Consider the following 19,249-nt stretch of genomic DNA (forward strand, 5'->3'; position numbering starts at 1 on the left):
CTCGCCATGGCGGGAATCTTGTTTTTCCTTGCTCAGGTGCCAAGGGAAGAGTTTAGCTTGACTTTTTTGCTGTTTTCATTGGCTTTTGCGGGGATGGTTGGGCTGTTTTTTTTAGCAGAAGAAAAGCTCAACTTTCGAAGCGTGTTATTGGCAGGACTGCTGCTTCGATTGGCAGTTTTTCCATTTGCTCCACAGTGGTCAGATGACTTTGTTCGATTTCTTTGGGACGGAGAACTGCTGAAAATCGACCAGAATCCTTACGATCAAACACCACGGGAATGGCAAGAGGCAAATGATGATCCCGACAATTCTTATCTCAATCAACTTTTCGATAATCTGAATTCCCCAGATTATTATTCCGTCTATCCACCGCTCAATCAGGCGATTTTCTGGTTGGGAGCCAAAGCTTCAAAGTGCTTTGTTTGGAATGGATATTTCACTCTCCGGTTGATTTTACTGTTGGGCGAAATAGGAGTATTTGTCCTACTTTGGAAGATTTTGATGGCATTTCAACTTCCAATCAAACGAATTTTCTGGTATTGGTTCAATCCTTTGGTGATTATGGAAATCACTGGAAATCTACATTTTGAGGGTTTGGTGCTACTTTTTCTGATGGCATCGATTTGGGCGATTCAAAAAGGGAAATTGGGGCTTTCAGGTGGCTTTTGGGGAATTGCGATAGGAATGAAGCTCCTTCCTCTGATGCTGGCCCCAGCATTTTTGGCTTTGGGAAAATCGAGAAAATCGGTCTGGTTTTGGGTTGGAACTGCACTCGCTACACTGATCAGTTTTACCCCGCTTTTGATTGAACATTCTTGGGTCAATTTTGCTCAAAGCCTCAAATTGTATCAGGGCAAATTTGAGTTTAATGCCTCGATCTATTACTTGCTTCGTGAAGTTGGCTTTTGGATAGAGGGATACAATACGATCGCTTTTTTGACGAAAATCCTCAGTTTGTCCACGGGTATCCTGATCGGGTATTTTTCCTGGAAGAGGCAACCAAAATCCCTCTTCGAACTGGTCGATTTGATGGTACTGATTTACTTGGTTTACCTGATCTTACAGCCGGTTGTACATCCTTGGTATATCTTGCCGGCCTTGGGATTGAGTGTGTTGCGAGGGAAAATGACCTTTTCGCTCTGGGGCTTTGGAGCGATCTTCTCCTATCAGGCCTATGAAAATGCTGATTTCCAAGAGCAGTATTTATATCTGATTTTGGAATATGGTCTGGTAGTTCTGGGGATCTATTTGGATTACTTCTCAAAAAAAATGAAACCACATAGACACATAGAAGTCACATAGATTTTTCATTAAGCTTTTTTCTATGTTTTCTATGTGCCTATGTGGTTTAAAAAAAATCGTCCATTTCTATCCGGTAAAAAATCATGTCATCTAAGGCCATCTCTAAATGAATTTACAATTGAACAGAATCTCTAATTTCGCTTTATGAAACCACTTCTTCGACTTCTTATCCTACTCAGTTTTCTAACTCAGTTTGCCTGTACCAAAAGCCCTGAGCAGCAGGCCCAAGACTTGCTGGAGAAATCCATTGAAGCACATGGGGGGCAAGAAGCTTGGGAGAATCTCACCCAACTTAAATTCCGGAAATGGACTCGCCTTTTAGATGAAAACGGCAACGTGGAGTCCGAACTCGATCAATGGCATGAGTTTCGGTTTAAGCCCTTTTTCGAAGGAAAAATCTCGTGGGAAAAGGATAGTATTGAGCATGTCATCAGTTGGGACGGAGCTAAAATCCGCTACCAAATGGGTGGGAATGAGGTGCAGAATGAGGGCTTTTTAGCTTCCAAAAAGAAGGATTTTGATGCAGCTTTTTACACCGTCGCGCAACCTTGGAAATTGATGGACAAAGGTGGGAAGCTGATTTATGAAGGAAAAAAGACCTTAGAAAATGGTAATGAAGTCGAATCCATTCGGGTAGATTACGGACCCGATTCAGATACATGGTGGTACTTTTTTGATCCAATGTCTTTCTTGATGGTTGGAAATGAAGTTCAACTCAAAGATCATCGAAGTCTAGTCTATGACCTTTCGGAAGAAGATGTCAATGGACTCAAACTACACGGAACAAGAGAAAGCTGGAGAGTCAATGAAAAAGGCGAACGCTTATTTCTCAGGGCTGAGTATAGGTACTCGGAGTATCAGGTTGAAAAACAGTAAAAACAAGATTCAAATAATAGTAAGATACACTGGAGATATACCTCCCTTCGGTCGGTGAAATATGCTTCGCGAAATATTTCAAAGTATTTCAACCTTCAAAGGAGGTGTGATTTCGATTATATCTCTATGTGTTTCAACACTATTTCAATCGTATTTCCCCTTATCTTTAAGATTATGAAAACCAACCAATTCCTTTTCTTTTTTCTTTTGGTGCTGTCTGCCATTTCCTGCAAACAGCGAACTGAGGCTGAAAAAATCGTAGACGCTGCCATCGGGGCACATGGAGGGGATACCTACGAACAAGTCAAAATTGAATTTGATTTTCGGAATACCCATTACACCATTTTCAAGTCTCCGAATGCATACGAATACATTCGGGAATTCTCTGATTCAACAGGTTTGGTAAAAGATGTATTGAACAACTCAGGATTTGTCCGAACTGTAAATGGAGTCAAGATTGATACCTTGACCGAAGAGCGTGTCGGAGCTTTTTCCCGTTCAGTTAATTCAGTCGCCTATTTTGCCTTTTTACCCTATGGTCTCAATGATCCAGCTGCTGTAAAAACTCTGGTTGGACAAACCGAAATTAAAGGAGAAAAGTATGATTTGATCCGAGTGACTTTCCAAGCTGAAGGTGGAGGAGATCATTTTGAAGATCAATTCTTATACTGGTTTGGACAGGATGATCACTTGATGGATTATATGGCTTACCTCTATTACACCGATGGAGGGGGAGTAAGACTTCGTGAAGTCAGTGGTGTACAGGAAGTGGGCGGAATACGTTTTCAAAACTATATCAATTATAAACCTACCGATAAGGATACTCCACTCGACAATATGCAGGTACTTTTTGAATCTGGCCAATTGGAGAAGCTCTCCGAAATCAATCTCGAAAATATCCAAGTCGAAGCACTTCCAAAAAACTAAGCTATGACCAAGCCCACCCAAGCAACGTATCTTTTTAGCTCAGTGGGCTTTGTTTTTTTGTTGGCTCTGGCTTGGTGGATTCTCCCTGAAGGTGAGTTAATCAGGTCAGAAGAAAAATGGAAAGGAGTCTGCTGGGTTGGTAGCAGGCAGCCGCTCACAGGAGGGGAAGTGGATGCCCTTTTTTCCACAGGTGCCAACGCACTTTCTCAAACACCTTTTGGTTGGCAATCTGACAAGAATTCTCCCGAAATCCGTTGGGACATGAGCAACAATAGACGTTGGTGGGGCGAGACACCTTTGGGGATCAAAGTCACCTTAGATTCGACTTCCAAGTTTGGAATGATGAATATGCTCAAACCTCACCTTTGGGTTAGAGAAGCTTGGGTAGGGGAGATCGAAATGAAATCCGAGGAGGACTGGAAAAGCTGGTTTGCGAACTATCAAGCCTTTATTCTCGATTATGCCCGTTTGGCGGAAGAATTAAAAATGCCCATGCTATGCGTGGGAACAGAATTAGAAAAGACTTCAACTCGGGAGAAAGAATGGAGAGCCATCATAGCTGAAATCCGAAAAGTGTATTCCGGAAAATTGACCTATGCCGCCAATTTCACTGAATTTGAGCAAGTCAAATTTTGGGATGCGCTTGATTACATTGGTGTCCAAGCCTATTTCCCCTTGGCAAAAAACCACAATCCTACACTCCAAGAACTTATGCAATCTTGGAACTCCCATCTTCCTCAAATTGAAAAGGTGATTCGAAAATTTAAAAAGCCGGTACTTTTCACCGAAATCGGTTATTGCAATACAGTGGATGCGGCCATTCAACCTTGGGTTTGGCCCAATGAGCGTCGGGAAACTCAATTTTCAGAGGAGGTTCAGGCGCTTTGTTATGAGGCATTTTTTCAGACTGCCTGGAAAAAGGATTGGCTAGCTGGTGTATTTTTTTGGAAATGGTATCCAGAGCGTCATTCCCGTGAGCCTGATTTTACGCCTCAAGGGAAGGCGGCAGAGAAAGTTCTTGCTACTTATTTTTCAGCAGACTGAAAATCAATTGCCTGTGTGACTTTTGTCATGGTCTTGGGATAGATCGAGGATTACTTTAGTGTCGTAATCGTTGCCAAACAGTCCTAAATTAAAAGACCAAGATCATGAAAAAGAATATGGGAAGTCTCGATAAAGGAATTCGTTTAATTCTTGCCGTGGTCTTGGTTGTTTTTTACTTCACTGGAATAATTACGGGTACATGGGGAATTATAGCCTTGGCTGTAGCTGCTATTTTCGCTCTTACTTCCTTGGTTAGCTTTTGCCCACTTTATGTTTTGGTGGGAATCAATACCTGCAAAAAGAATTAGAAATGATTTGAGAATAGATAATTGATAGTGCTTTCAAATTGAGGGAAAGACCGGAGGTGAATACTTCCGGTTTTTTTTCTTTCTGATGGTTGGTTCAGACTTTTTTAAAATTTTTAGTAAATAGCTGAGGTAACATCCGAACCTTATTCCCAAGCTATGAATAAACGAAGAGAATTTCTGAAATCCACCGGATTGGCTGGATTGGGACTTTTTGGGGCAGGCAGTGCCCTCGCAAATGAATTTCAAACCTTGCCCTTAGAGGCGAACTATGGGGCTAGCCGAGTTCAAACCTTTAATATGAGTGGATTTGCAGCTCCTAAATTAGAAACAGTTCGTGTTGGAATTGTGGGATTGGGGATGAGAGGACCAGGAGCGGTAGATCGTCTGAGCAAAATTGAAGGAGTCGAAATCAAAGCGCTATGTGATTTGCTTCCTGAGCGCGCCGAAAAGGCAAAGAAATCGCTTGAAGGGACTCCTCATCGGCCTGAATTGTATTCGGGAAGTCCCTATGCTTGGAAAAAAATGTGTGAGCGACCTGACTTGGACCTGATCTATATAGCCACGCCATGGGAATGGCATACTCCAATGGCCGTTTATGCGATGGAATCGGGCAAACATGCCGCAGTGGAAGTCCCTGCAGCCAGGACACTTGACGAATGTTGGCAATTAGTGGAAACATCCGAACGAACTCAAAAGCATTGCATGCAATTGGAAAATTGCTGTTATGATTTTTTTGAATTGATGACTTTAAAAATGGCTCGTGAGGGTTTCTTTGGAGAAGTCTTACATGTGGAGGGGGCTTATATCCATGATTTGCTTTGGTTGAATTTTGACAAAGACAAAGGCTATCAAGGAATGTGGAGGCTGAAAGAAAATTTAAGAAACGGAAATTTATATCCTACCCATGGACTAGGCCCGATCTGCCAAATCCTGAATATCAATCGTGGAGATCAAATGGATTATTTGACTTCGGTTTCTTCGGCTGATTTTCAAATGAAGAAAAAGGCAGAAGAATTGGCCATGCAGGATTCATTTTGGAATGAATTTGCAGCCAAAAATTACCGTGGAAATATGAATACCACTGTGGTGAAAACCAAGCATGGAAAGACCATTATGATCCAGCATGATGTGACTTCACCTCGTCCGTATTCCCGATTGCATGTAGTTAGCGGAACCGAAGGGTATGCCCAAAAATATCCAGATCAGAAAGTTTCCAAAGGTCATAGCTGGATGAAGGAAGATGAAATGAAAGCCCTTCAAGAAAAATATACGCCTGAAATTGTCCAGAAAGTAGGAGAGCTAGCCAAGCAAATTGGCGGTCACGGAGGAATGGATTTTATGATGGATTGGAGATTAATTGACTGCCTAAGGAATGGTCTTCCTCTGGATCAGGATGTATATGATGCGGCGCTTTGGAGCTGTATTTCTCCACTTAGTGAATGGTCAGTAGCCAATCGATCTAACTCAATCGATGTTCCTGATTTTACTGGTGGCAGTTGGAAAACAAATACTCCAGTTCCGATTACGCTTGCAGGTGGAGGAACCACCAAAGTGAGGGTTTAGTTACTGATAACAAAAAAAGAGGCTTTCGGCCTCTTTTTTTTTGGTTAGTATAATCTTTATTTCAATAAGGTTTGAACTCTTTCTGCCAATTTTCTTGGATCGTCTTTGATAGAAGAGAGATCAACTAAGGCTACCCTTCGAAAATCAATCGGATGACTTTCGCTTTGCAGACTAATATATCCACTGTTTATTTTCTTCCCGTCAACTTTGATTGATGGGTCAAAAGGAGAGACATTTCCTCCTCCTATTTGAGGTTGGTAATAACTGATGACGGTGTCTTTACCCACCAAGTGATGCACTTCTGTGTCTCCCAATACGATAAAGTTTGCTTTCACCCATTGGTCGCCATGATAAGTTTCCGAAATAGAATTGATGCAATGGGGAGTGAACAAGGAGTCTCCCATGACCACATTTGTGCCAGGAGTGCAAAGGTTGCAAGTACTACGTTTGTCTTTTCCATTTCCTCCTAAAAATTGTGCTTCAATAGAAATGGGGAAATCCTGATCCTTGAGCATCGTTTTGGGATCTTGGCAATGCAACATAGCTCCGCTATTTCGAAGTGCCCAGCCTTCTCCACCAGGACATTGCTCACCGACAAATCTGTATTCGATACTCAGCAAATAGTAAGAATAGGGAGTTTTATAAAATAGGTGGCCGTATTGCTGGTCAAATTGTTCATATCCATCGTAACGGACTTTCAATAATCCATCTTCGACTCGAAAAGTATTTGCAAAATTCACACCTAGTTCATGGGTTCGGATTTTGGGTGTCCAGTCTTTCAAATCTTTGCCATTAAATAGGTCCGTCCAAGTTGGTTGCTCCTTTTTAAAGGTAAATTGAAAGAATAGGGCTATCCCTAGGATCGCGGGCAGAATTAACCACGTTTTTTTCATTGCTGGTCTTTTTTCATTCTTAGCACTGCCCATACTGGAAAGTGATCCGAAAATGGCACTTCGATAACTTTATATTCGACTAAGTCAAATTTTCTAGAGTCATACCAAATGAAGTCAATTCTGGCTCCATTTTCTGAATCGTATGTTTTTTGGGTATTTCCAGCCACAGCACCGGCTTCTTTCCAATGACTGGGGATTCGATTGTATTCGGGAGAATTAGGGCCAAAGTTGAAATCACCGGCTAAAATGACTGGCTTGCTTAGAGTTTCTGCATAAGCAAAGAGTGAATCCACTTGAGCGATCCGATTGTCGGTAAACTCATGACAAAGGTGAGTTCCACCAAAATAGAACTCTTCCAAGGATTTAAGTTCGGCCTTTACAAAAGCTGCAGCCCTTGGTTCTCCGCCGGCAGGGGTCGGCAAGGCGATGGTTCGGTATTGACTTCCTTTTTTTACCAGAAGACCTTCTCCGTATCCTCCTCCACCAAATTCCATTGCTTTTCCAAAATATCCCCTGTAGCCAGTTTCCCAGCTTAGCTTTTTGATGAGGTCAATAGGCTCGGAGTAAATCCTTGCAGATCGTTCGGTCATGCTATCTACCTCCTGAAGGGCAATGACCTCAGGTTGCAATTGGATAAAAAGATTAGCAATATCCGCCAAGTTGGGTTTGGAGGCTTGATCTGGATATTCGCCGTGGTAGATGTTATAACTGATAATTTTGATTTCTTGGGCAAAAGAAATCCTTGGGCCAGCCAGAAAAATCAAGGCGTAAAGGAAAAGTCGCTTCATATTCAAATGTATTAAAATTCATTCTTTTGTAAGTAGTTCATGGGATGGTTGGAGGAATTTTACGATGAAATGAAGCTGCCTAGTAATTGAGAAATTATCCTTCTCCATCTGCATTCAATATTTTTTCCATTTCCGAAGCAACTTGATGATCCATGGGCAATGGACTTTCCTGAAGTTTGAGAATGATGTTTTTGAAGTTTACTTGATCCCGATTTTGCGAGAGTTTAGCGCTCGCCTGAACTTCGCTCACTTTGATTTCGATTCCTACTAAGGCTTTTACCTGCCCTTGAACATAAGAATCGCTCATTTTTTCTACACTTACCCGGTTGGGTCGGCCATCTTCGTACTTGTCCACGATGGTTTTGAGGTGATGCATTAAGTGCTCTCCTTCAATAATTCGACACGTTCCGTAGACATGAATGGCTTGATAATTCCAAGTAGGGACGTTTTCATGGTTGTACCAAGAAGAAGAAATGTAAGCATGAGGCCCTTGAAAAATCGCCAATACTTCTTCATTTTCGATCTCCTTCCATTGAGCATTTGCTTTAGCTAGATGGCCTAAAAGGATTGGATGACCGTCTTGATCTTTCTCTAAGATCAAAGGCAAATGCGTAGCCCAAGGACGATTGGTCACCCTTGATACCAAGGTGGCAAAAGCATTTTGCTGAATGAATTTAATGAGATCGGCTTCTTTGGTCCAGATGTTTTTTGGATGAATGTACATAGGAATCAATTTCGGATGGAATTTGCTTTAATTCCTTCAATTCTTGATAAGAAAATCAGGGAAATCAAGGGCGCTATTTCAATTCTTTGGAATAAATAGTAGTTTAGTTTATGGAAAATTTTTCAACAGATCGACTCCGTCTCGCTGCCCAATTTGTCAATACCACCTCAGCCCCCATTTTTTTGACAGGAAAAGCCGGAACCGGCAAGACGACTTTTCTTCGAGAATTGGCATTAACAACCTATAAACGATTTGTGATTGTGGCTCCCACAGGGATTGCGGCGCTCAATGCCGGAGGGGTGACCATCCATTCTCAATTTCTCCTTCCATTTGGAAGTTTCTTGCCCGTGCGAGAGACGGAAGGAAATTATACTCAGCGTTTTGGCTTTGTCTCTCAATCTACCCTTGCACGAAAGCATCCTTTAAATAAATTCCGAAAAGACGTCCTCAAATCCATTGATCTTTTGGTAATCGACGAAGTAAGTATGCTGAGGGCGGATGTTTTGGATGCGATTGATTATCGACTTCGAAGTGTCAAAAGACGTTATAGTACACCCTTTGGAGGAATTCAGGTCCTTTTTATCGGGGATCTGTACCAACTTCCCCCGGTAGTTAAAGACGAGGAATGGGAGGTCATGAAGCAGTTTTACGCATCCATGCATTTCTTTGAAGCGAAAGCCTTGAAGGATTCCGGAATGATTTATTTGGAATTGGATAAAATTTTCCGACAGCAAGACGAGACTTTTATCCGCATCTTGAATAACCTCCGCGACAATAGACCTTCTCTGGAAGATATTCGGATTCTCAATTCTCACTATAAAACTCCTGAACAAATCCGAGATCTTAAGGACTGTATTACTCTGACTACGCATAACTACAAGGCCGATGAAATCAACCGTCGAGAATTGACCAATTTGCCAGGGGAATCATTCTTTTACCTCGCCGAAATTGAAAATGACTTTCCCGAAGCACTTTTCCCCTTACCCAAAGCACTAGAATTGAAAGTAGGTGCAAGGATCATGTTTATCAAAAATGATACTTCTGGGCTTGCCTCTTATTTCAATGGAAAATTAGCAACAGTGCTAGGATTGGAGGAGGATGAAATCCTCGTCGAAATGGATGGGGATAGGTCAGAGTATACGCTCAAAAAAGAGCTCTGGGAAAATAAAAAGTATCAAATTCATCCGGATACCAAGGAACTTGAAGAGGAGTTAATCGGGACTTTTTCACATTATCCCATCAAACTCGCCTGGGCTGTCACCGTCCATAAAAGTCAAGGATTGACGTTTGATCAAGCCATTATTGATGTGGGACAGGCCTTTGCACCGGGGCAAGTCTATGTTGCACTAAGTCGACTTCGAAGTATAGAAGGGCTGATTTTGGGGACTCGAATCCGCGAAGATGTGCTTTACACGGATCCCAAGGTGGTTTCTTTCGTTCAATCAGCGGATCAGTCCCAAAATCTTCAACATCTACTCATTCAGAGACAAGGAACTTATCTGCAGGAGCTCATTGATCAAACATTTGAAGTGGATTCGTTGATTTTTTCGCTCAGACAATTTGCCAAAGAGCACGATAGTTCGATGGCTTTCGAAGATCCTGAAATGGAAAAAGCGATTCCAGAGGTTTATGGGATTTTGGAGTCCGAATTGGAAAATACCCGAAAGTTTCGAAGCCAACTGTTTTCCCTTTTGCTCTCTGGTCAGCGGGAAAAGCTTCAAGTCCGATTGGAAAAGGGCATGGAATATTACCTCGCGCTCATTCGAAAACCCATCGAAATCATCCTTCTCCAAGAATTAAAAACCGAATCTCTATCACGAATCAAAAGCTACCAAAATGACTTGAGTGAGCTGGAATTGGAACTCCTGAAGAAGTTTATCCAAATCGCGAGAGTGGGCCAGTTGATTCATCGGATTCTGGAAGGAGAGATTCCGGGAAAAATCGGTGATTTTGACCAAGAGGCTGGGAAAATGCGATTGAAGATCATTCAAACTTTGCGGATCGCACATCCCGATCTCGGAACCCAAACATCCACCAAATCAGGAAGGAAAAAATCAAAAAGTCCTAAAACTTCCCTTTCTCAAGAGCCAAAAGAAAAGAAGGAAGATACGAAGGCTTGGAGTATTCGGCTTTTTCAGGAAGGTAAAACACCCGGAGAAATAGCCGCCGATCGAGGACTTGCCTTATCCACGATAATTGGACATCTGGCCCATGGGGTCAAACAAGGAAAAATCCACTTGCATGAACTTGTTGAGCCAGAAGTCGCTCAGGAAGTACTGCAAGTGGATCCGCCTTTAGAAGGATTGAAAGCTTATTTTGATCATTTCGAAGGTAAGATTGACTATGAAACTTTACGTGCCATCTTGGATTCTCGACCTGATCCAACCTAGGGTTTATTTTTTCGGAAGAGCCATTTTTTCCATAGGTTCAGAAAGTACGGACATGATCGTCAAGATTCCTTCCTTGTAATTTCCCAGTCGAAGATTTTCATTTGGGCTATGTTGATTGTTGTCTGCATTGACCGTTGGAATCGTTACCGCTGGTATTCCCAAGGCATCCACAAAGGGTGAAATCGGAATAGAACCTCCTGAAATTCGGATTTGAACGGGGGCTAGATCAAAGGCACGGGTCATGGCTTTTCGCAGCCAATCTCCAGCAGGAGAATTGAGAGGAGTACGAAACGCCTGATACGAAATTGAGGTATTGACTTTGACGATTTTTGGATAGTTCATCCGCTCCTCGTCAGTAGGGTCTTGCCGTACAATATGAAATCCTTGCTTGGTGATATGCTCCTCAATCAATTGAATCAGACGCTTAGGGTCCGACTCCGGAACAAGGCGCATATCCATTTCTGCCAAAGCAACATCCGGCACGATGGTTCTAGCCTCTGGACCAATCCAGGCAGATTTTAAGCCTCTGATGTTCAAGGATGGGTATTGAATGCTTTCTTGATAGGAAGCTCCCACTTGATCGGTTCTTCCTAAACCGAGCCGTTTTTTGATCGCTGGTTCATCATCAGGGACAGCATTTAATATTGCTCTTTCTTCTGCGCTGAGGTTGATTCCATCATAGAAACCTGGGATAACAACACGCCCTTCCTCATCTTTCATTGAAGCCAAAAGTTGACTCATCAGTAAAGCAGGATTAGGGGCATAATTTCCATAGTGCCCGCTATGCTGAGGTAGCTTAGGTCCATAAGTCGTTAAAAAGATTTCTGAAATTCCTCGAGCTCCATAGCTCAAAGTTGGAAGATTGGAGGTGTGTCGGGGACCATCCATAATCAACATAAGATCAGCCGCCAATTTTTCCTTGTATTGGTTTACTGCACCGGGAAGCTTGGGAGATCCTTGCTCTTCTTCAAAATCCAAAATGATTTTCACCGAATAATCCGGGGAAATTCCTGCTTTGTTGAGCGCATCCCAAGCGGTGATAAACATAGCCAAGGGGCCTTTGTCATCCGAGGAGGAGCGAGCATAGATTCGCCAGTCAGGGTTGTATTCTTGCTGAAGTTTTTCGATTGGAATAATTTCCCATTGACCGTTTGCCTGTTGCTCTTTGAGGACTGGAGTGTAAGGGTCAGGCTGCTGCCATCTGCTACGGTCTACCGCTTGGCCATCGACATGAAAGTAAAAGAGAGCGGTTTTTGCAGATTTTGGATTTTGCTTTCCCACGAGAAGTAAGGGGATTCCTCCCGTTTCCAGGCGCTCGGTCGTCCATCCTCTTTGTTGAAACTGACCTTCGCACCATTGGATGTTGACTTCGATTTGCTCTGGGAAAAATGCGTCATTGGGCATGGAAACAATTTCTTTCAGAAGCGAAATACCATCCTGCCAGGAGCTTTCAGTTAGTTTTTCAAGATTTGCTATTGTAAGGGTTTGGGACTGAGCTTGTAGGCTCAAAAGTGCCATCGCACCGATGAGGAGCTTTTTCATAAAGGGTGAATTTTTCAAAAAATAGGAAAAGATCGGATGGAAGAAAAACATTTTGGGCTGGGTGGAGAAAAAACAAAAACGCCGAACTCTTGTGTCGTCCGGCGTTTGGTTAAGCATGAATCCAGTAGAAAATGAAAATTCGCTTTTGATTTTTCTATTCCTATTCCTCTTCGACAAGCCTGTCCATGGTAGTTTCAGCCCAAGTTAAGATTTGTTGACGTTGATTTTCATCAAGTTTGGCCTCGGGATGAATCCAAGTGTAAATGGGCATGGGCATGTGCTCTTCAGAAACTTCCGAGGAGATATCATCTAAAATAGCCAACTGATCCAAAAGCTCGAGATCTTGCCAATTGGAAAAATTGACTTCTTCGCGACCTTCCCGGGTGTCTTTCGCAACTAACCAAGACACTGGGGCGACATGGGAATACCATGGGTAGTTGGTTTCGTTGCTGTGGCAGTCGTAACAGGCGGATTTTAGAATATTGGCCATGGGCTCTTCCACAATTCCCGAACCGATCAGGTCTCCTGGATTGGAAGTTTGTACAGGAGGAAGCTCATTGGGAACAAACTGGACCGCTATTCCGATCACTACTAATCCGCCCAAAAGGTATTGCCAAGTTTTCATGAATTGCTTATTTCTTCTTTCCAGTAGTCCATTGCATCAAAGTAGCTACCTCATCGGCAGTCAACTTTTTGTCTGGATTGGATTCTAAAAAACGTGCTGGAGGCATTGAGCCTTCATCCAACGTTTCCTTGATTTTACCCATTGTTGCGAGTGCTTTTGATTTTTTTGCGGCTTCTAAGGCATCCCAATCCAGTTTGGCTTTTCCTTTTTCGTTTTTAGATTTTGGATTGTGGCAGCCGTAGCATTTTTGCTGGACGATGGCCTTAACATCTGCGGGTAGAGCGGGCATTTCAGGATGAAGTGCTGCAAGGGTGTCCGCTTCTGGTTTTGGATTGGCTTGCAGAAATAGTAATCCTGCCAAGGCTGCAATAGGGAGAATAGCTAGTTTTTTCATAGGAGAAAATGGGTTAAAAAGAAATTTGGTGTAAGAAATTGAAAGTGCAATTTTATTGGGTAAAAACGTAGTGAAATATACTGATTCTAAGCTTTGAGGGTTCATTTCAGAATACAATTCTAGGAATTCAATAGACCAAAACCCTTAAACTCAGGGTTGAATTCCTAGATTTCATCGACAAAAAAATATTTAAAAAAGTGTCAGATCGGATTGGATTAAGGCCTCAAACTGAAATTTCATCCAAACACCTCAAAACACTGAGGAGTTATCTTAAAAATAGAATAGTTATGAAGCAGTGGATCCTTGTCATCAGTTGGATTTTATTCAATCTCTTTTCTACTCAAACTTTTTCTCAGGAAAATTCCCCGAGTCCTTATTCGTTTAAGACTCCTAGTTATGATGGAATAGGAAAGGTCTATATGGGACGTGAAATTTCCTTTGTCATGGGTTTTGAGGGCATGTCTTGGTTGGAAAGAAGATCTCGAGAACAAGAGGAAAGTGTTTCCATGGCCATTAAAAATCTTCCCGTTTCCGAATCTAGCGTGGTGGCTGATATTGGAGCGGGATCTGGATATTACACCTTTAAGATCGCTCCCAAAGTTCCTCAGGGGAAAATCTTTGCGGTAGAAATCCAGGATCAGGCGATTAATTATCTCAAGGCAAAATCCAAGGAACTCGGATTTTCCAATGTAATTCCCGTCATGGGTACAGAGAAAAGTCCAAACCTGCCTGTCGCCTCTGTGGATTTGGCGATCATGGTGGACGTCTATCACGAACTCGAGTTTCCAGTAGAAATGCTTGCCGCTATCAAAAAGTCACTTAAACCAGGAGGGAAGTTGCTCTTGATTGAATACCGAGGGGAAGATCCTGCCATTGCCATTAAGCCACTGCATAAGATGACTGTCAAACAGGCTGAAAAGGAGTTGGAAGCCAATGGATTTAAATTGGTAGAAAATGGAAAGTTTATGAAAATCCAGCACTTTTTGGTGTTTGAGAAAGTGGGGGATTAGCGCTAGTTTTTCTTTACAGATTGAATAGAGAATAAGAAAAAGGCCTGCAATTCAGATGGATTTGCAGGCCTTTGTTTTACTTTTTGGCTAAAAATTGATTTACATCCAGCCAGTGCATGAAGGCATCAAACCAGCGATTGCTGGTGCGATTGGGATTGCCGAGTCCAAATCCATGTCCACCATTTTGGTACAAGTGAAATTCGACTGGGCGACCTGCTTTATACCAAGATTCGATGATGCCGGATTGACCGTTATACAGGAAGTCATCTGAAGCGATCACGTTAAACATCGGCGGCGCATCGGCAGGTACTTCCACAGGGCCCATGCCACCATAGATGGGTCCGATGAAGGCCAATTTCATCGATTTGGAATTTAGTGTCGCATGCATCGTCAGTCCAGCGCCGGCTGAAAAGCCGATCATTCCGATTCGATTGATATCCACTCCCCATTCCTGAGCCCGATTGACAATCATGGCATATGCAGCTTCCGCATCCTCCAATTGATTGGAAAGGTCTCGCTGTGGAGGTCTTGGGGCGGGAGTTCCTGCTGTTGCTGCTGAAGAGGGTGCTGGTGCGGTGCGAGGACGGTTCATCCAAGCGGAGAAGTCTTCCAAAGATGGAGGAGTTGGATTGAGTCGGTATTTCAATACAAAGGCTGCAATTCCTTGCTTGGCAAGCGCCTCAGCTACTTCCCAGCCTTCATTTCCCATAGATAGCCAGCTAAATCCGCCTCCCGGTGCTACAATTACAGCAGTTCCATTTCCTTTTCCAGGTTCAGGAAGAAAGGGAGTCAAGGTAGCAGTGGAAATATTTCGAGCCATTGGATCTCCCCACTGCCGAAACCAGGTTTCAGGAGCGGGCTGATTGTCCACTCCTCCTGTTCCGAGAAGGATGGCATTAGGTTCTGCGGGATTTTCAAGAGGATAGATCGTCCCGTCTTGGGCAAATGCTGTTACAGAGGAGGCCAGCAAAAAGGCGAGTACGCCAGATTTGATAAGGTTGTTCATGAGCTTAGGTTTTTGGGTTTGAAAGTTAAAAAGCTATTGATTTTCTGATAAATACCCTCAGAAAATTATTTGAGTGGAAAGATGAGTTATGAATGGGTTATCTAAGAATTGATCTTATTCCTTTATTCATTCAACAGGTAACTTTTATTTTGGAAAAGCCAAAAAGCTAACCTGGAGCTCTCCTAGTTTTTGATACCCTAAGTAGTTCATGTGAATGGGGTCTCGGTAAAACTTACCTTGGTTGTAGGTGTTGAATCCTGCGACTTCAAATTGATCCAAAACCGGGATTCCATGAAGGGCGCAGATTTTTTTCTGCATGTCTACATACTGTACCATTCCATTTTCAACAAAAGGATCATAGGAAGCTCGATTGATAAAAGCCTTGCTGGAGGTAAAGAAATAGATGATGGCGTCTGGATTTTTCTCATAGATTTTTTTGATGCAATAATTGATCCCCCCAGCTTGTGTGGTCAACTTTTGCTCATTGAACCCATCGAATTCCGTATAATCGGTGTACTCGCCAATTTCCCGCTTGTTGGTGTAGTCATTGGTGGATGCCCAGAGAACGTAAATGTCAAAAACGCCCGCTTCATCCACCTGCTGCTGAAGGGACTTTCCCTGAAGAGAAGAAAACCCTGCTCCCGGGACTCCGAAATTGGTGATTTTGAGGTTAAGGTATTTTTCCCACATGACTTTGGCACTGTCACTCGGTGGAATTACGGATACCGAACCTCCAAATACCGCAACAGATTTTCCATAATTCGGGGAGCCTTTAAGCGCTTCCAAATGGGTTAAGTCCTGTGCTAACAGGGAAGTGGTGGAGATGAAAAAGAAGAAAAGTACAACAAGTAATTTGAGAGATATTTTCATGGGATATTTTTCTTATTTAGTAATTATAAGGACTTTGACAGCTATTTGCATCACTTACCCAGGCTCTGTTTATCCGCAACTTCTTTGAAGTTCAATTTGGAGCCTGTGAATTGTGTGCAACACTGCACTAATATTCCAATTATTTTTGAATTGGTTGATTTTTTTGATTTTGGACATTTTGAGCGAATTGCAAATTCGTATGAATAGTCGAGCGTAGTTGCAAACTACGCCTAGCTATGGCAGTAGATTTTTTCTTGGCTCATGTCATCAAGTGCTTCGATTTCAAAGTTTTGATCTGGTAATTTCAAAATTATACTTATGTTATTTCAAAATTTGGTTTGTGTTATTTCAAAATTGAAATTACATTTGAGGAAAAAATATGCTGATTTACAGACATATAGTGGCAGCAATTGAGGCAATGATCCCGAAGTATCCGATCATTGCTCTGACCGGACCAAGGCAGTCAGGAAAAACCACCTTGCTAAAGAGCCTCTTTAAGGGATACCGATACGTTAGTCTCGAAAATCCAGATTATAGAAACTTCGCCGAAACGGACCCCAATGGATTCCTAAGTGAATATGATCACCAGGTGATCTTTGACGAAGTGCAAAGAGTTCCCGCACTTTTTTCCTATCTACAAAGCAAGGTGGATGAGAAAAGTCCCGAAACTGGCATCTATGTACTTTCTGGTTCGCAAAATTTCCACCTTATGGAGCGCATCACCCAAAGTCTGGCTGGAAGGGTCGCTATCTTCAAACTTTTTCCTTTGGATAACCAAGAACTGCAACGGGCGGGACTATTGGCAGAAGACTACCTAAACCAAATGGTCAAAGGCTTTTATCCTGCCATCTACGATAAGGATATTCCCTCGAAGACCTTTTATAGCAACTATATCCAAACCTATATCAACAGAGATGTGAGCGAACTGATCGCTGTAAGGGATATGCGGCTTTTTCAAAACTTTCTGGCATTATGTGCCGGTAGGGCTGGACAACTGCTCAATCTTAATTCCCTTGCCAACGAAGCCGGAATTAGTCAGCCCACGGCAAAGGCATGGCTATCTGCCTTGGAACATAGCTACATCACTTTCCAGCTGTATCCCTATCATAAAAACTTCAACAAGAGAATCATCAAGACTCCAAAACTGTACTTCTACGATACGGGATTGTTGGCACATTTGCTGAAAATCCAACAAGCTGAACAGCTCACAGCCGATCCTTTGAAAGGGGCGATATTCGAAAACATGGTCATCGCTGACTATGTCAAGCAGATGCATCACCGAAGCGATCTATCGGATATCTGGTTTTGGAGAGACTCTTCAGGCAACGAAGTGGATTTGATTATTGATCAGGGTCTGGAAAAAACGATCGTGGAAATCAAAGCAACCCAAACAATTATGTCAAACCTGCTGGAGGGATTGGGGAAATATGAAGCGATTTCTGATGAAAAGATCACCCAAAAGATTCTGGTCTATGGAGGGGACCAAGTTCAATCGAGAACCATGGCGGATGTGGTTCCCTGGAGTAGGTTTAGAGTGGGCAATTAACCTTGAAGGGAACGCCTTGTTATGTCACACCAAACTCCATCCTCTCGGATAAGTTTGTTCTTTTTGCCTTTGAAGTTCCTTTTGGTGCTGGGGTGAATTCGACAACTGTACGGGATCGATAGGATAGAAAGGTGATGTGTGAACTTCTGAACCCGAATAGTTTCTAGGGAATTGCAAATTCCCTAAAATAGAAGAGGGGAGTTGCAAACTCCGCTCAGCGGAGAATAATAAGTAAGGAAGCCTTTAAGTCAAATTGATTATGTGTTACTGATTTATAATAAATTAATTATTAACACTACCAAGAATGTTATAAAACTCATCAGAATTAAATTCTGTTAATCCATCATACTGACTTATTTTCATTCCTTTAAGACCTAAATCATCCCATCTTTTCAATTTTAAACTATCCTTGAAATAGTTAAATGTCAACTTTTCCCTATTTTCAAAAGTTCCCAATTCATAAATTGAATATTCTATAGTCGTAAAAATTTCTATATCTTTAATAAAACTAATGGAGTCAATATTTAATAATTTTATGTGAAATCGATCATGATAATTACCTGTTAAATTAGAAATCCTTTTTTTGGAATAAATTGAATTTGAAATAAGGAAAGTGTTAAATTCAGAAGTATCAAAAACTACATTCCCTTCAAATGATTGTTTTTCATTTAATTCATCTGGTAATTCAAGCGATTTGTAAAATTTATTTATTTTTTCTCTTAGGGTGACTTCATGTTCCAAAGAATTTTGTTTAATTTGATTTTGAGGATGAATTTCTGAGATAGAATCTTTTTTTTCAAAATCATTTTTATCTTGAATATAACTATTTTCGTCTTGCGCTTGCTTAATATTAAATTCAGAATTATTTAATGCCTCACATTCACTTCTTACATTTCTTTCTGCGCTGTTTAAATCTTCTGGAAATAAATTAGCATTAGAATCTCTGAACTTCTCTGTACAATTATTAATCTTGTTTTCATCGAGTTTGAATAGTCCTCCGTCTTCATGCCAATAATTGTATTGTTCAACACATTCACATGCTGATGGTCCAGATTGACAGCTATTTAATAATGCTGCAAATAAAAGGAGTATTATATTTAATTCACTGTAATTATTTGGTTTCATCTTTTAGAATCATTATATATAACTGTTTGTGGAAAAAATCAATTTGTATTTTTAATCGAGTTTTTAATCTTTTTAAATATAACAATAATGATTAGTGATATAAAAGTGTTTGCAAAAAAGTATGATTGCCATTTAATACCCCTATATTCTTTCCAATCAGTTGGTAAGTCCCACCAGAATACAGTTTCAGAACAGCCGACTAAAGGGTATTCATAACAAGAGTAAGAATATGGGAAATAATTCCAAAGCCAAATTAGTATAATTCCCAGGATAAATTTTGAAACATTCTTCATTCTAATACGATTTTTTAATTAAT

General features: G+C 41.6%; 18 protein-coding genes. 9 read left to right on the top strand and 9 right to left on the bottom strand.

The features are described 5' to 3' along the window. The first annotated feature begins 6 nt into the window (after positions 1 to 6). The 6 genes from AO498_RS06995 to AO498_RS07020 all read left to right on the top strand — a co-directional run bounded on the left by AO498_RS06995 (position 7) and on the right by AO498_RS07020 (position 6,020). Entirely contained in the window at positions 7 to 1,302 is a 1,296-nt protein-coding gene (locus AO498_RS06995) for a glycosyltransferase family 87 protein (RefSeq protein ID WP_148660195.1), read from the top strand. 144 nt (positions 1,303 to 1,446) lie between these two features. Continuing rightward, on the top strand, positions 1,447 to 2,178 hold the full coding sequence (locus AO498_RS07000; protein ID WP_067545193.1) for a hypothetical protein: 732 nt from the start codon (positions 1,447 to 1,449) through the stop codon (positions 2,176 to 2,178). Positions 2,179 to 2,352: 174 nt separating this feature from the next. After that, positions 2,353 to 3,105: a DUF6503 family protein gene (locus AO498_RS07005; RefSeq protein ID WP_067545195.1), complete on the top strand. Its 753-nt coding sequence runs from the start codon at positions 2,353 to 2,355 to the stop codon at positions 3,103 to 3,105. Between the two features lie 3 nt (positions 3,106 to 3,108). Next, positions 3,109 to 4,149 (top strand): glycoside hydrolase family 113, encoded by a 1,041-nt coding sequence (locus AO498_RS07010; RefSeq protein WP_236778647.1) that lies wholly within the window; start codon positions 3,109 to 3,111, stop codon positions 4,147 to 4,149. Between the two features lie 104 nt (positions 4,150 to 4,253). Further along, a complete protein-coding gene (locus AO498_RS07015) occupies positions 4,254 to 4,457 on the top strand; it encodes a YgaP family membrane protein (protein WP_067545198.1) in 204 nt (67 codons plus the stop codon). A gap of 156 nt (positions 4,458 to 4,613) precedes the next feature. After that, entirely contained in the window at positions 4,614 to 6,020 is a 1,407-nt protein-coding gene (locus AO498_RS07020) for a Gfo/Idh/MocA family protein (RefSeq protein WP_067545201.1), read from the top strand. Positions 6,021 to 6,076: 56 nt separating this feature from the next. On the opposite strand, the gene AO498_RS07025 is transcribed toward AO498_RS07020, so the two are convergent. The 3 genes from AO498_RS07025 to AO498_RS07035 form a co-directional block, all read right to left on the bottom strand. Beyond that, complete coding sequence (locus tag AO498_RS07025; RefSeq protein WP_067550315.1) at positions 6,077 to 6,913, bottom strand: 3-keto-disaccharide hydrolase; 837 nt, start codon at positions 6,911 to 6,913, stop codon at positions 6,077 to 6,079. Beyond that, positions 6,910 to 7,701 (bottom strand): endonuclease/exonuclease/phosphatase family protein, encoded by a 792-nt coding sequence (locus AO498_RS07030; RefSeq protein ID WP_067545204.1) that lies wholly within the window; start codon positions 7,699 to 7,701, stop codon positions 6,910 to 6,912. The genes AO498_RS07025 and AO498_RS07030 overlap by 4 nt, the downstream gene beginning before the upstream one ends. Before the next feature lie 94 nt (positions 7,702 to 7,795). Then, a complete protein-coding gene (locus tag AO498_RS07035; protein ID WP_067545206.1) occupies positions 7,796 to 8,425 on the bottom strand; it encodes an FMN-binding negative transcriptional regulator in 630 nt (209 codons plus the stop codon). A gap of 110 nt (positions 8,426 to 8,535) precedes the next feature. Between AO498_RS07035 and AO498_RS07040 the strand changes: the two genes are divergently transcribed. After that, complete coding sequence (locus AO498_RS07040; RefSeq protein ID WP_067545209.1) at positions 8,536 to 10,815, top strand: helix-turn-helix domain-containing protein; 2,280 nt, start codon at positions 8,536 to 8,538, stop codon at positions 10,813 to 10,815. A 3-nt stretch (positions 10,816 to 10,818) separates the two neighbouring features. Here the strand turns inward: AO498_RS07040 and AO498_RS07045 are convergent, their stop codons facing one another. From AO498_RS07045 to AO498_RS07055, 3 genes are all read right to left on the bottom strand, one after another. Further along, entirely contained in the window at positions 10,819 to 12,357 is a 1,539-nt protein-coding gene (locus AO498_RS07045; RefSeq protein ID WP_067550317.1) for a M20/M25/M40 family metallo-hydrolase, read from the bottom strand. A gap of 160 nt (positions 12,358 to 12,517) precedes the next feature. Further along, on the bottom strand, positions 12,518 to 12,982 hold the full coding sequence (locus tag AO498_RS07050) for a heme-binding domain-containing protein (RefSeq protein WP_067545212.1): 465 nt from the start codon (positions 12,980 to 12,982) through the stop codon (positions 12,518 to 12,520). Between the two features lie 7 nt (positions 12,983 to 12,989). After that, the gene (locus AO498_RS07055) at positions 12,990 to 13,376 is read right to left on the bottom strand and encodes a heme-binding domain-containing protein (RefSeq protein WP_067550319.1); all 387 of its coding nucleotides are present in this window, start codon (positions 13,374 to 13,376) and stop codon (positions 12,990 to 12,992) included. Positions 13,377 to 13,663: 287 nt separating this feature from the next. Here AO498_RS07055 and AO498_RS07060 point away from each other — a divergent pair, with 287 nt between their 5' ends. After that, a complete protein-coding gene (locus AO498_RS07060; RefSeq protein ID WP_067545215.1) occupies positions 13,664 to 14,386 on the top strand; it encodes a class I SAM-dependent methyltransferase in 723 nt (240 codons plus the stop codon). Between the two features lie 76 nt (positions 14,387 to 14,462). Here AO498_RS07060 and AO498_RS07065 read toward each other — a convergent pair whose 3' ends face one another. Both AO498_RS07065 and AO498_RS07070 read right to left on the bottom strand, forming a co-directional pair. Continuing rightward, positions 14,463 to 15,392: an alpha/beta hydrolase gene (locus tag AO498_RS07065; RefSeq protein WP_067545218.1), complete on the bottom strand. Its 930-nt coding sequence runs from the start codon at positions 15,390 to 15,392 to the stop codon at positions 14,463 to 14,465. A 144-nt stretch (positions 15,393 to 15,536) separates the two neighbouring features. Next, positions 15,537 to 16,262 (bottom strand): SGNH/GDSL hydrolase family protein, encoded by a 726-nt coding sequence (locus AO498_RS07070; RefSeq protein WP_067545221.1) that lies wholly within the window; start codon positions 16,260 to 16,262, stop codon positions 15,537 to 15,539. Between the two features lie 379 nt (positions 16,263 to 16,641). On the opposite strand from AO498_RS07070, the gene AO498_RS07075 reads away from it, so the two are divergent. Then, positions 16,642 to 17,808, top strand: a complete 1,167-nt coding sequence (locus tag AO498_RS07075; protein WP_067545224.1) for an ATP-binding protein — start codon at positions 16,642 to 16,644, stop codon at positions 17,806 to 17,808. A gap of 282 nt (positions 17,809 to 18,090) precedes the next feature. On the opposite strand, the gene AO498_RS07080 is transcribed toward AO498_RS07075, so the two are convergent. After that, entirely contained in the window at positions 18,091 to 18,933 is an 843-nt protein-coding gene (locus AO498_RS07080; RefSeq protein ID WP_067545227.1) for a hypothetical protein, read from the bottom strand. Positions 18,934 to 19,249 lie beyond the last annotated feature (316 nt).

The organism is Algoriphagus sanaruensis (genome assembly GCF_001593605.1).
Classification (GTDB): domain Bacteria; phylum Bacteroidota; class Bacteroidia; order Cytophagales; family Cyclobacteriaceae; genus Algoriphagus; species Algoriphagus sanaruensis.

Bases quoted from the DNA above. Each gene is read 5' to 3' on its own strand.
- AO498_RS06995 (WP_148660195.1), top strand. From the start codon at position 7: ATGGCGGGAATCTTGTTTTTCCTTGCTCAGGTGCCAAGGGAAGAGTTT.
- AO498_RS07000 (WP_067545193.1), top strand. From the start codon at position 1,447: ATGAAACCACTTCTTCGACTTCTTATCCTACTCAGTTTTCTAACTCAG.
- AO498_RS07005 (WP_067545195.1), top strand. From the start codon at position 2,353: ATGAAAACCAACCAATTCCTTTTCTTTTTTCTTTTGGTGCTGTCTGCC.
- AO498_RS07010 (WP_236778647.1), top strand. From the start codon at position 3,109: ATGACCAAGCCCACCCAAGCAACGTATCTTTTTAGCTCAGTGGGCTTT.
- AO498_RS07015 (WP_067545198.1), top strand. From the start codon at position 4,254: ATGAAAAAGAATATGGGAAGTCTCGATAAAGGAATTCGTTTAATTCTT.
- AO498_RS07020 (WP_067545201.1), top strand. From the start codon at position 4,614: ATGAATAAACGAAGAGAATTTCTGAAATCCACCGGATTGGCTGGATTG.
- AO498_RS07025 (WP_067550315.1), bottom strand. From the start codon at position 6,913: ATGAAAAAAACGTGGTTAATTCTGCCCGCGATCCTAGGGATAGCCCTA.
- AO498_RS07030 (WP_067545204.1), bottom strand. From the start codon at position 7,701: ATGAAGCGACTTTTCCTTTACGCCTTGATTTTTCTGGCTGGCCCAAGG.
- AO498_RS07035 (WP_067545206.1), bottom strand. From the start codon at position 8,425: ATGTACATTCATCCAAAAAACATCTGGACCAAAGAAGCCGATCTCATT.
- AO498_RS07040 (WP_067545209.1), top strand. From the start codon at position 8,536: ATGGAAAATTTTTCAACAGATCGACTCCGTCTCGCTGCCCAATTTGTC.
- AO498_RS07045 (WP_067550317.1), bottom strand. From the start codon at position 12,357: ATGAAAAAGCTCCTCATCGGTGCGATGGCACTTTTGAGCCTACAAGCT.
- AO498_RS07050 (WP_067545212.1), bottom strand. From the start codon at position 12,982: ATGAAAACTTGGCAATACCTTTTGGGCGGATTAGTAGTGATCGGAATA.
- AO498_RS07055 (WP_067550319.1), bottom strand. From the start codon at position 13,376: ATGAAAAAACTAGCTATTCTCCCTATTGCAGCCTTGGCAGGATTACTA.
- AO498_RS07060 (WP_067545215.1), top strand. From the start codon at position 13,664: ATGAAGCAGTGGATCCTTGTCATCAGTTGGATTTTATTCAATCTCTTT.
- AO498_RS07065 (WP_067545218.1), bottom strand. From the start codon at position 15,392: ATGAACAACCTTATCAAATCTGGCGTACTCGCCTTTTTGCTGGCCTCC.
- AO498_RS07070 (WP_067545221.1), bottom strand. From the start codon at position 16,262: ATGAAAATATCTCTCAAATTACTTGTTGTACTTTTCTTCTTTTTCATC.
- AO498_RS07075 (WP_067545224.1), top strand. From the start codon at position 16,642: ATGCTGATTTACAGACATATAGTGGCAGCAATTGAGGCAATGATCCCG.
- AO498_RS07080 (WP_067545227.1), bottom strand. From the start codon at position 18,933: ATGAAACCAAATAATTACAGTGAATTAAATATAATACTCCTTTTATTT.